Raw genomic sequence first — 11,135 nt, 5'->3', positions numbered from 1 at the left:
CTCGTATGCCGGCTACGACCCTGTTTTCCTGTCCATCGCCCGCTCGGCGATCGGCGGCCTGTGTGTTTTCGGCTGGTGCCGCTGGCGCGGCATTGCGCTGTCCACGCCCGACAAAACCCTCGTCGCTGGCATTCTGGCGGGTGCGCTTTTTGGTCTCGAGTTCCTGTTTCTCTACGTCGGACTCGAGCACACGACGGTTGTGCGCAATACCTTGCTGGTCAACACCATGCCGTTCTGGATGCTGGTTGGCGGTCATTTCCTGCTGGGCGAAAGCATCACGGCACGCAAGCTCGTTGGTCTTCTGCTCGCTTTCGCCGGACTGATCGCGGTGTTTTCCGATAAACTGAGCGCCAATGGCGGCGCAACATTGGGCGGCGATTTGCTCAGTCTCGGTGCCGGCATCCTGTGGGCCGTGACCAATATCGTCATCAAGCGGTCGAAGCTGGTGACGGCCAGCGCCGAAAAGCTGCTGCTCTATCAGCTGGCCGGGGCCGCCGTCGTCGGCATTTTGGTGATGCCTTTTGCCGGGCCGCCCGTCCGCAACTTTACCGTCTTGCCAACCTTGGCTCTGCTGTTCCAGGCCGTCTACGTTGTCGCGTTCACCTATGTGCTGTGGTTCTGGCTGCTGCGGCGCTACCCTGCATCTGGACTGTCGAGCTTCACCTTCCTGTCGCCGGTCTTCGGCGTGCTCTGCGGCGCCGTGTTCTTGAACGAGCCGTTGACGGTGCGTATCTTCCTGGCACTCGGCCTCATCGCCGCCGGTCTTATCATCGTCAACCGGCCGGCCCGAAAACAAAGCCCCGGATGAGCATGCGCGATATATTGAACGACCTCGAAGCTGGAAAGCAGCTCTCTGATCCGGACCCGGTGCGTCGCGCCCAGATCCAGATGAAGACGCCGCTGCCGAAGCGCTTCTACAAAACCGTCGCGGTAGCACCGGTCGAAGACGGTTTTGCCGTCCATCTCGATGGCAAGCCCGTCCGCACGCCGGCCAAGGCGCTGCTGGCGCTGCCGACCGAAAAGGCGGCTGCTCTCGTCGCCGAGGAATTCGCCGCACAGAGCGAAACAATCAACCTGGTGACGATGCCGGTGATGCGTCTGGTCAATACGGCAATCGATGGCGTCGCCAGTGATCCCCAGGCCGTGCTGGAGGACATCCTGCGCTTTGCCTCGTCCGATCTGCTCTGCTACCGCGCCGATGCGCCCCAAGGACTCGTCGACCGGCAGAACGAGCATTGGGATCCGGTCATCGACTGGGTGCGCAGCGCGCTCGGCGCCCGGTTCCATCTTGCCGAAGGCGTGATCCATGTCGAACAGCCGCGCGAGACCATCGCGCTGCTTGGCCAGCATCTTGCCCAGCGTGCCGATCCGCTGCGCCTTGCCGCCATCCACGTCATGACGTCGCTGACCGGATCGGCGCTGCTGGCGCTGGCCGTCGACTTCGGCGAGCTCGACGGCGAAGCGGCCTGGGCTGCCGGTCATGTCGACGAGGACTGGCAGGCCGAGCAATGGGGCCATGATGCCGAGGCCGTCGCGCACCGCGCGGCCCGCAAGCGCGACATGATGGCGGCAGTCAGCCTGCTCGAAGCTCTCAAAGGCTGACCGCACCGTCGTTTCTATTTCGCACTGCACATTAGACCAAAGTCATAATCCCAAAGGCGGTCTGCCTCTGGGCACTGCTTTCTGTCATTTTTTGCACCGATGGCTGCACTGAGTCTGCGTTGCGAGGAAACGCGGACGATGACGCGCAGCATCGAGGACTGACGGAATCACACGGGAGGATACACTCATGGCAATGGCATCGACCGCCGGCAAAACAAGCCGCGGCATGACGCGCGAGGAGAAGAAGGTCATCTTCGCTTCCTCGCTCGGCACCGTTTTTGAATGGTACGATTTTTATCTCTACGGCTCGCTGGCAGTATTCATTGGTTCGACTTTTTTCAGTCCAACCATTCCGGAAGCGACGCGCAATATTTTCGCGCTGCTGGCGTTTGCCGCTGGCTTCCTCGTGCGCCCGTTCGGCGCATTGCTGTTCGGCCGCATCGGCGACCTTGTCGGCCGTAAATATACTTTCCTTGTCACCATGACGATCATGGGCCTGTCGACCTTCCTGGTCGGCTTGCTGCCTGGCTATGCGACTTTGGGCATCGCCGCTCCCGTGATCCTGATCATCTTGCGCATGTTGCAGGGCCTGGCGCTCGGCGGCGAGTATGGCGGTGCCGCCACCTATGTCGCCGAGCATGCACCCGACGATCGCCGCGGCTACTACACGTCGTGGATACAGACGACGGCAACGCTCGGCCTGTTCCTGTCGCTGATCGTCATCCTGATCGTCCAGGGGTCGATGACCAAGGAAACCTACGCCGCCTGGGGCTGGCGCATTCCGTTCATCGTTTCCTTCCTCCTCCTCGGCATTTCGATCTGGATCCGGCTGTCGCTTTCTGAATCGCCGACCTTCCAGCGCATGAAGGACGAAGGCAAAGGCTCCAAGGCGCCGCTGTCAGAAGCCTTCGGTCAGTGGAAGAACGCCAAGATCGCGCTGCTGGCGCTGCTCGGCCTCACAGCCGGTCAGGCCGTAGTTTGGTACAATGGCCAGTTCTACGCGCTGTTCTTCTTGCAGAACGTGCTCAAGGTCGATCCGCAATCGGTCAACATCATGATCGCGATTGCTCTGGCTGTTGGCTCGATCTTCTTCGTCGTGTTCGGCTGGCTCTCCGACAAGATCGGCCGGAAGCCGATTATCATGGCCGGCCTTGCACTGGCGATCGTCTGCACCTTCCCGTTGTTCAAGGCGCTGACCTGGGCAGCCAACCCGGCGCTCGCCACCGCGCAGCAGAACACCCGTGCGACGGTGACCGCGGCACCGGGAGACTGCAAGTTCCAGTTCAACCCGGTGGGCACGGCGAAGTTCACCACGTCCTGCGATATCGCCACCTCGTTTCTGACCAAGAACTCGGTGCCTTATGACGTAGTGGCCACGGCAGCGCCCGGCACTGCTGCGTCGGTCAAAATCGGCAACGAGACGGTTGAGTCGTATGACGCCACCGCAGCCGGCGATCAAGCCAAGGCCAAGGACGCTGTTTTCGCCAAGGCGGTAAACACGGCGCTTCAGGACGGCGGCTATCCGCTGAAACGGGCAGCGGCGAAGGTGCCGGATCAGAAGCTCGAAGCCTTCATCGCGGCCAATCCCGAACTGAAGCTCGATGCGGCCGCGATCCGCGCCGGCGAGAAGGCCATGGTTCCGGCCGACCAGGCGATCAAGGACAAGCTGCTGACTGCCGATGAGGCTGCGGGAGCTCCCGAGGTCACCGTCTACACCGTACCAGGCGGCGGTCCCTTTGCCATGTTCGCCGACCCGGCGGCGGTCAACTGGCCGATGACGATCGGCATCCTGCTCATCCTCGTGATCTTCGTCACGATGGTCTACGGGCCGATTGCCGCGATCCTGGTCGAGATGTTCCCGACCCGCATCCGCTACACCGGCATGTCGCTGCCCTACCATATCGGCAACGGCTGGTTCGGCGGGCTGCTGCCGGCGACGGTGTTCGCGCTCAGCGCCTACAAGGGCGATATCTACTACGGCCTCTGGTATCCGGTCGCCGTTGCAGCGATGTCGCTGATCATCGGCATGACCTTCGTCAGGGATACCCTCGGAACAGACCTGCACACCAAGCAGTAGCCGGCCTGTCCCGGTTCAAAGCAAAGCCCGGCGCGAGCGATCGCGCCGGGCTTTTTCAATTTATCGAGTGCAGGGCTTAGCTCTTCCGATCCTGTTTCGCTTCCTCGATCGCTGCCTCATGATACCAGGCACTTCCGAAATCCGTTCGGTTGCGTAAAGAAGCAAGTTCTGCCGCGAACTTAGCCTTTCCGCTTAAATTTGAGGCAGAAGCGCGCGCTGCCACCGGGAACATCAGGATTTTGGCCGACTGACGAGTGGAAGTGATTTCCATTGTCGGTTTCCTTTCTTCGACAGAACCTTGCCGATTCAACCTTTCCCCAACATAGGTTCAGCAACGGAAATAGGCAACATGATTACGAAAAGAGCAGTACTTGCACATTATTTGTGCAAAATGTGCTTGTGGATGATCCGAACGCAGCATGACGGCGGACCAGCGATTTTGGGCGGATACAACCTCACTTTTGCCGCATCCATCGCCGGCGAGAATGGCACACGAATTGCATTTTAGTAATCCGGCAGGTCGGCTGCTGGATAGGCCGGCTCGCCCCGGCGCCATCCAGGGTTCGGTGATCAAGCAACGAGAGGCTAGAATGACGAAATACAAGCTCGAGTACATTTGGCTCGATGGATACACGCCGGTTCCCAATCTTCGCGGAAAGACGCAGGTCAAGGACTATGCCGAGTTTCCGACGCTCGACCAGCTTCCGCTGTGGGGCTTCGACGGTTCTTCGACCATGCAGGCCGAGGGCCACAGCTCCGATTGCGTTCTGAAGCCGGTCGCCGTTTATCCGGATCCCGCCCGCACCAATGGCGCGCTCGTCATGTGCGAGGTCATGATGCCGGACGGCGTGACGCCGCATGCCTCCAACAAGCGCGCTACCATTCTCGACGACGAGGGCGCCTGGTTCGGCTTCGAGCAGGAGTATTTCTTCTACAAGGACGGCCGCCCGCTCGGCTTCCCCGAGAGTGGCTATCCGGCGCCGCAAGGCCCGTACTACACTGGCGTCGGCTACAGCAATGTCGGCTCCGTCGCCAGGCAGATCGTCGAGGAGCATCTTGACCTTTGCCTTGCCGCCGGCATCAACCATGAAGGCATCAACGCCGAGGTGGCCAAAGGCCAGTGGGAATTCCAGATCTTCGGCAAGGGCTCCAAGAAGGCCGCCGACCAGATGTGGATGGCGCGCTATTTGTTGCAGCGCCTGACCGAGAAGTACGGCATCGATATCGAATATCATTGCAAGCCGCTCGGCGACACCGACTGGAACGGCTCCGGCATGCATGCCAACTTCTCGACCGCCTATATGCGCGAAGTCGGCGGCAAGGGCTATTTCGAGGCGCTGATGGCAGCCTTCGACAAAAACCTGATGGATCACATCGCCGTCTATGGGCCGGACAACGACAAGCGTTTGACCGGCAAGCACGAGACCGCGCCCTGGAACAGGTTCAGCTACGGCATCGCCGACCGCGGCGCCTCGATCCGCGTGCCGCATTCCTTTATCAATAACGGCTACAAGGGCTATCTCGAGGATCGCCGCCCGAACTCGCAGGGTGACCCCTACCAGATCGCCTCGCAGATATTGAAGACGATCGCCTCCGTCCCGACCAGCGCCGAAGTTTCGGCCGCGGCTTGAGCATTCGTCATGGCGTAGACCTCAGGTCTGCGCTTTGACTTTCTCTCCGATCGCATCGCAATAAAAAACCCCGGCGTCTCCTCCGGGGTTTTTTTGTTGGCTGCAACGATCTGGATCACACCGAATAATACATATCGTATTCGACCGGATGCGGGGTCATTTCGAAGCGCATTACCTCGGCCATCTTGAGCTCGATGTAGCTGTCGATCTGGTCGTCGTCGAAGACGCCGCCGGCCTTCAGGAAGCCGCGGTCCTTGTCGAGGCTCTGCAGGGCTTCGCGCAGCGAGCCGCAGACGGTCGGGATTTTCTTCAATTCCTTCGGCGGCAGATCGTAGAGATCCTTGTCCATCGGCTGTCCCGGGTGGATCTTGTTCTTGATGCCGTCGAGGCCGGCCATCAGCATGGCGGCGAAGGCGAGATAGGGGTTCGCGCCCGGATCGGGAAAGCGGACCTCGACGCGCTTGGATTTCGGCGATGAGCCGAACGGAATGCGGCAGGAGGCCGAGCGGTTGCGTGCCGAATAGGCGAGCAGCACCGGCGCTTCATAGCCCGGCACCAGGCGCTTGTAGGAGTTGGTCAGCGGGTTGGTGAAGGCGTTGATCGCCTTCGCATGCTTGATGATGCCACCGATGTAGAACAGGCAGCTCTCGGACAGGCCGGCATATTCATTGCCGGCGAAGGTCGGCTTGCCTTCCTTCCAAATCGACTGGTGGACATGCATGCCCGAGCCATTGTCGCCGAACACCGGCTTCGGCATGAAAGTGGCCGTCTTGCCGTAGGCGTTGGCGACCTGGTGCACGACATATTTGTAGATCAGCATCTTGTCGGCGTTGCGGACCAGCGTGTCGAACTTGATGCCGAGCTCGTGCTGGGCGGCGGCCACTTCGTGGTGGTGCTTTTCGACGCGCACGCCCATCTCGGCGAGCACGGTGAGCATTTCCGAGCGCATGTCCTGCGCCGAATCGACCGGCGGCACCGGGAAATAACCGCCCTTGATGCGCGGCCGGTGACCGAGGTTGCCGGTCTCGTAGTCGGTATCGTCATTGGACGGCAGTTCGGTCGAATCCAGCCTGAAGCCGGTGTTGTAGGGGTCGGCCTTGTACTTGACGTCGTCGAAGACGAAGAACTCGGCTTCCGGGCCGACGAAGATCTGGTCGCCGATGCCTTCGGCCTTCATGTAGGCCTCGGCTTTCTTGGCGGTGCCGCGCGGATCGCGGTTGTAGGATTCCCCCGAGATCGGATCGAGAATGTCGCACAGGATGACCATGGTCGACTGCGCGAAGAACGGGTCCATATGCACCGTATCGGAATCCGGCATCAGCACCATGTCGGACTCGTTGATCGCCTTCCAGCCGGCGATCGAGGAACCATCGAACATGACGCCATCGGCAAACATGTCTTCCTCGACCTCGACGACATCCATCGTAACGTGCTGCAGTTTGCCCTTCGGATCGGTGAAGCGCAGATCGACGAACTTAACGTCGTTGTCCTTGATCTGCTTCATGATGTCTTTGGCTGTCGTCATGTCCCTGCTTCCCTATGTGATGACGTTTTGAACATGGCCTTTTAACGGGAAAATTCAGACGGCGTCCATGCCGGTTTCGCCGGTGCGGATGCGCACCACTTCCTCGATATTGGAGACGAAGATCTTACCGTCGCCGATGCGGCCGGTCTGGGCCGCCTTGCGGATGGCTTCGATCGCGGCTTCGACCGCATCGTCGCCGAGCACGACTTCGATTTTCACCTTCGGCAGGAAGTCGACGACATATTCGGCGCCGCGATAAAGCTCGGTATGGCCCTTCTGGCGGCCAAACCCTTTGGCCTCTGTAACGGTGATACCTTGCAGGCCGGCCTCCTGAAGCGCTTCCTTCACTTCGTCTAGCTTGAACGGCTTGATGATCGCTTCGATCTTTTTCATGTAAAAAGTGGCCTCCACTGCCAAAAAAGACGGGTTGTGAGCCCCGCTTGCGCCTCAATCAAGCACGAACTGTGCCAATTGATGGGGTGCCGGGTGGGCTCACATGATTTGGATACCATGCCACGCGGGAATGTACATTCGCGTCATTCGCAGCGTTGGATGCGCCATGAATGCCGCGAGCCTACACACCGCCGGTCCTGCCGTCCGCACAAAAATTGGGCAGATCGGGTATTTCATGGGCAGCTGCGCGCCGTCGTCCCGAACGATGTACGCCGCCAAATTGCTTGGGGACCTTCGTTGTTTGCGTCGGATCAAAAACTGGACAATGCTTGGGGATGTGCATGTCGCCCGCATGAGCAATGAACTTCTGTCTCCGTCCGACATGGCCGAGGCCGACCGGCTGGCGATTGCCGCTGGTCCATTCGACGGCATCGGCCTGATGCGCAATGCCGGTGCTGCGGTTGCTGCCGTAGTACTCAAGCGCTACCCGAACGCAACGCGCGTCCACGTGCTTTGCGGCCCCGGCAACAATGGCGGCGACGGCTATGTCGTGGCGCGCATCCTTCGGGAGAGCGCCGTCGACGTTTCGGTATGGGCGTCCGGATCGCCTAAAGGAGGCAGCGATGCAGCAGTCGCTGCCTCGGAGTGTCCGGTTGAAGCTCGGCCGCTGTCGGATTTCGTTGCCGAGACGGGCTCGATCGTGGTCGATGCGCTTTACGGGGCGGGGCTGTCCAAGCCGCTTTCCGGCGACCCCGCCAAGGCGATCGACAATGTGGCGGAGTTGAATTTGCCGGTCGTCGCGGTCGACCTGCCGTCGGGCGTCTCTGGTGAGAGCGGCAATGTCCTCGGTCAGGCTTTCCGCGTCCGAATCACCGTGACCTTTGCGCGAAAAAAGCCAGGCCATCTTTTGTTGCCGGGGCGCGAGCTGTGCGGCGAAATCATGCTCGCTGATATCGGCATAAGCGACAGTGTTGTAGCGCAGCTTGAACCACGAACATTCGAGAACATTCCGGCGCTCTGGCTTGGCCGCTTTCCGGTTCCGGCCGTCGACACCCATAAGTATAAACGCGGCCATGTCGGCGTCTTTTCCGGCGGGCCGTCGGCGACGGGTGCTGCGCGGCTGTCGGCGCTTGCCGCGGCAAGGAGCGGGGCAGGGGCCGTCACCATGTTGTCGCCGGCGAACGCCATCCATGTGAACGCGGCGCATCTGACCTCGATCATGCTGCGCAAGGTAGACACTGTCGCGGATGTGGACGAATTCGTCGGCAGCCGCCGGCCATCGGCCTTCGTGCTCGGCCCGGGATTTGGCATTGGTGAGAAGACGCGCGAATTCGCCCTGGCCGTGCTGAATGGCGCCCATGGGCAGGGCGGCGGGATTGAAGGCTTGGTGCTCGACGCCGACGGCGTCACCTCGTTTCGCGACGCGCCGGATGCCCTGTTCGAAGCCGCCAGCCGGCCGAGCGCGCCGGCTCTGGTGATGACGCCGCATGACGGCGAATTCGCCAGGCTTTTTTCAGATATCGCCGAGGACAAGGACCTGTCCAAACTCGCCAAGGCACGCGCCGCAGCCGAACGGGCCAACGCCACTCTCGTCTACAAGGGTGCCGACTCGGTGATCGCGGCGCCGGACGGCCGGGCGGCGATCAACGCCAATGGCGCGCCTTGGCTGGCCACCGCCGGTTCGGGCGACGTGCTGTCGGGCATCATCGCCGCGCTGCTGGCGCAGGGCATGCCGGCCTTTGAAGCGGCCTGTGCGGCAGTCTGGATCCATGCCGAGGCCGGCAGCCGTTTCGGACCGGGGCTGATCGCCGAGGACCTGCCGCTGGCGCTGGTGCCGGTCCTGCGCGAGCTTATCGAAAGTCGCGGGATAGCTGCCGAATGAACCGCATGTTCACGCTGCTCGTTGCGATCGTCAGCGCCGTATTCATGGCGCAGGCTGCGAACGCCGAAACTCCGCTGACGATCGTCGACGACCCGGCCGTTCTCGCCGCCCTCGACAGCAACGGTTACGGGTTCGCCGGCATTTTAGGCGTCGATGGCAAGGGCGATTTGAAGACGCTTTACGACAAGGCGCCGGCCTATCACGCGATCGTCGAAACGATTGCAAGCGACGTCGCGGCATTGCGGGCCGAGATGAAGGCCGGCGGCCGGCCGCTTTACGAGGTGACCGACGGCAATGTCGGCCGCGTCATGGACATGCGCTGGCTGAGGACCGAGGCCGCACGCTTCCGCCTTGTCGGCGTGGTCAACCGGCTCGACCGGCGCGACTTCGCCGCGCTGCAAGGCGATACGAGTTGCGGCGAAGTGCGCTTCGTCTATCGCCTCGTCTACAGCTTCAAGAAGAACGGCAAGGTTCTGGCCTCGCGCCTGCCGTTCAATTTCAGTGCCGTCTACAATGCCGCGCCGGATGCCGATGGCGGTTGTGTCGGCGTCGCCGGGCGCTGGGCACCACAGCTCGACGAGAACGTCGATGCCGGCTGGCTGATCGGTGGGCCGCTGGACAGGGCGGCGCTCACCTTCAAGCAGCTCGAGCTCAATGCGCAAGTGGTGCGCTTCCCCTCCGGCCAGGAGACCGAATTCGGCGGGCAGGCTGCCTATCTCATGCGAATTTTCGGCATCGACGGCGCGGCTGCCAGCGAAAAGCCGTTGGAAAACACGCCCGATGCGGCACGCCTTGCCGAAGACGTCGCGCTGAAAGCAAGACTTGCGGACTATGTCCGCACCAGTGTCGCGGCGGTCGATCTCGGCGTCTACCAAATCCCCGATGAATTCTTGGCAAGGAAGGTCATTTCGTGGTCGACCTTCGGCAGTGCAAGGCAGGCCAACCACCCGTTCACGCCACTGTTCCAGCCCGCGGATTTCGCTGGTGTCGATTTCTCCGCGCTGAAGCTGGTGCGCACGCCGGAGGCATTGGTCGAGCGGCTGGACAACGGCGCCTGCCAGGGCTGCCATCAGGCGGGCTCGACTGCCGGCTTCCATTTCATCGGCCTTGACGACAAGACGACCTCGCCGCTCAACCGCATCGAGGTTGGCATCTCGCCGCATCTCCACGCCGACATCCCGCGCCGCGTCGCCTGGCTGCGCGCGACTGCCGACGGCAAGGAACCGAACCGCTTTCGCCCGTTATCGTTCGCGCCGCCGGCGACCTGGAACGATGCCGGCGAAATCGCCTATTCGCCGGCCGAAATGGGGATGCCGTGCCTGATGCCACAGGATGCGGCCCGCTTCGGCGCGACATGGCAATGCGGCGCCGGCACCGTCTGCACGCCGCTGGCGACCGCGTCCGGCGTGCGCACCAAGCTGGCGCAATGCCTGCTGCCCAAGCACAGCGAAAGCATGTTCTCCGGCCATCCGTGCCTGACCGGCTCGATCGCCAGCAACCCGGCACAGCCTTTCAATGACCACTATACCATCACCGGTCAGTTCGCGGCGTTCGCGCCAAGCATTTCGCGCGCCGCCTACACCTGCCGACCGCCGAAGATCGGTGTGCCGGCGGGTATCGCCTATCGCGGCTGCGACGACCGGGATCGCAGCTTTGCCGCCTTCAAGACGGGCAAGCCGATGCCCAACGAGATTTGCGGGCTGGTCGGCGGCAAGAAATTCGACACCTGCGTGGCGACCAATAACTTCGACCAGTGCCTCGGCGGCGCCGTCAATCGCGGTAATCGTCCCGCCTGTTCGGCCGACCATTTCTGCCGCGAGGATTACATGTGCCAGTCGCTGCCGCCCGATACACCCGGTATCGGCAAAGTGAAGGGCATCGGCTTCTGCTCGCCGACTTATTTTATCTTCCAGATGCGCATCGACAATCACGCCACGCCATGGTCGGGCGCTGTCCGCGCGACGAGGGGGGCCGGGTTCGGAGCGGCGGAAGCGGAATAGCCTGCGCCGACTGCGCATTAGCCGC

9 protein-coding genes are annotated in these 11,135 nt (G+C 61.9%); 6 read left to right on the top strand and 3 right to left on the bottom strand.

All coding sequences use genetic code 11. The features are described from left to right. The 3 genes from NKJ91_RS23965 to NKJ91_RS23955 form a co-directional block, all read left to right on the top strand. On the top strand, positions 1-808 hold an 808-nt coding region (locus NKJ91_RS23965), incomplete at its 5' end, for a DMT family transporter (protein ID WP_352457517.1). A gap of 2 nt (positions 809-810) precedes the next feature. After that, on the top strand, positions 811-1,602 hold the full coding sequence (locus NKJ91_RS23960) for an ATP12 family chaperone protein (protein WP_352457516.1): 792 nt from the start codon (positions 811-813) through the stop codon (positions 1,600-1,602). A gap of 187 nt (positions 1,603-1,789) precedes the next feature. After that, positions 1,790-3,679: an MFS transporter gene (locus NKJ91_RS23955; RefSeq protein ID WP_352457515.1), complete on the top strand. Its 1,890-nt coding sequence runs from the start codon at positions 1,790-1,792 to the stop codon at positions 3,677-3,679. Between the two features lie 76 nt (positions 3,680-3,755). On the opposite strand, the gene NKJ91_RS23950 is transcribed toward NKJ91_RS23955, so the two are convergent. Then, positions 3,756-3,950 carry a DUF2735 domain-containing protein gene (locus NKJ91_RS23950; protein ID WP_292660390.1) on the bottom strand — a complete coding sequence of 65 codons (195 nt, stop codon included), beginning with the start codon at positions 3,948-3,950 and terminating at the stop codon, positions 3,756-3,758. Between the two features lie 319 nt (positions 3,951-4,269). Here NKJ91_RS23950 and NKJ91_RS23945 point away from each other — a divergent pair, with 319 nt between their 5' ends. Further along, positions 4,270-5,310 (top strand): glutamine synthetase beta-grasp domain-containing protein, encoded by a 1,041-nt coding sequence (locus tag NKJ91_RS23945; RefSeq protein WP_254817165.1) that lies wholly within the window; start codon positions 4,270-4,272, stop codon positions 5,308-5,310. A 115-nt stretch (positions 5,311-5,425) separates the two neighbouring features. On the opposite strand, the gene glnA is transcribed toward NKJ91_RS23945, so the two are convergent. Together glnA and NKJ91_RS23935 are read right to left on the bottom strand one after the other, a co-directional pair. Then, the gene (gene glnA, locus NKJ91_RS23940) at positions 5,426-6,835 is read right to left on the bottom strand and encodes a type I glutamate--ammonia ligase (RefSeq protein WP_352457514.1); all 1,410 of its coding nucleotides are present in this window, start codon (positions 6,833-6,835) and stop codon (positions 5,426-5,428) included. A 54-nt stretch (positions 6,836-6,889) separates the two neighbouring features. Further along, positions 6,890-7,228 (bottom strand): P-II family nitrogen regulator, encoded by a 339-nt coding sequence (locus NKJ91_RS23935; RefSeq protein WP_019857988.1) that lies wholly within the window; start codon positions 7,226-7,228, stop codon positions 6,890-6,892. A gap of 352 nt (positions 7,229-7,580) precedes the next feature. On the opposite strand from NKJ91_RS23935, the gene NKJ91_RS23930 reads away from it, so the two are divergent. Both NKJ91_RS23930 and NKJ91_RS23925 read left to right on the top strand, forming a co-directional pair. After that, the gene (locus tag NKJ91_RS23930) at positions 7,581-9,110 is read left to right on the top strand and encodes an NAD(P)H-hydrate dehydratase (protein ID WP_352457513.1); all 1,530 of its coding nucleotides are present in this window, start codon (positions 7,581-7,583) and stop codon (positions 9,108-9,110) included. Then, positions 9,107-11,110: a hypothetical protein gene (locus tag NKJ91_RS23925; protein ID WP_352457512.1), complete on the top strand. Its 2,004-nt coding sequence runs from the start codon at positions 9,107-9,109 to the stop codon at positions 11,108-11,110. The genes NKJ91_RS23930 and NKJ91_RS23925 overlap by 4 nt, the downstream gene beginning before the upstream one ends. Positions 11,111-11,135: the final 25 nt, after the last annotated feature.

The sequence above is a fragment of the Mesorhizobium sp. M0040 genome (assembly GCF_040323505.1).
Classification (GTDB): domain Bacteria; phylum Pseudomonadota; class Alphaproteobacteria; order Rhizobiales; family Rhizobiaceae; genus Mesorhizobium.
This window is presented reverse-complemented; position numbering and strand designations above follow the sequence as displayed.

What these genes read in the sequence shown, in the direction of transcription:
- NKJ91_RS23950 (WP_292660390.1), bottom strand. Translation starts at nt 3,950, where the DNA reads ATGGAAATCACTTCCACTCGTCAGTCGGCCAAAATCCTGATGTTCCCG.
- NKJ91_RS23935 (WP_019857988.1), bottom strand. Translation starts at nt 7,228, where the DNA reads ATGAAAAAGATCGAAGCGATCATCAAGCCGTTCAAGCTAGACGAAGTG.
- glnA (WP_352457514.1), bottom strand. Translation starts at nt 6,835, where the DNA reads ATGACGACAGCCAAAGACATCATGAAGCAGATCAAGGACAACGACGTT.
- NKJ91_RS23930 (WP_352457513.1), top strand. Translation starts at nt 7,581, where the DNA reads ATGAGCAATGAACTTCTGTCTCCGTCCGACATGGCCGAGGCCGACCGG.
- NKJ91_RS23925 (WP_352457512.1), top strand. Translation starts at nt 9,107, where the DNA reads ATGAACCGCATGTTCACGCTGCTCGTTGCGATCGTCAGCGCCGTATTC.
- NKJ91_RS23945 (WP_254817165.1), top strand. Translation starts at nt 4,270, where the DNA reads ATGACGAAATACAAGCTCGAGTACATTTGGCTCGATGGATACACGCCG.
- NKJ91_RS23955 (WP_352457515.1), top strand. Translation starts at nt 1,790, where the DNA reads ATGGCAATGGCATCGACCGCCGGCAAAACAAGCCGCGGCATGACGCGC.
- NKJ91_RS23960 (WP_352457516.1), top strand. Translation starts at nt 811, where the DNA reads ATGCGCGATATATTGAACGACCTCGAAGCTGGAAAGCAGCTCTCTGAT.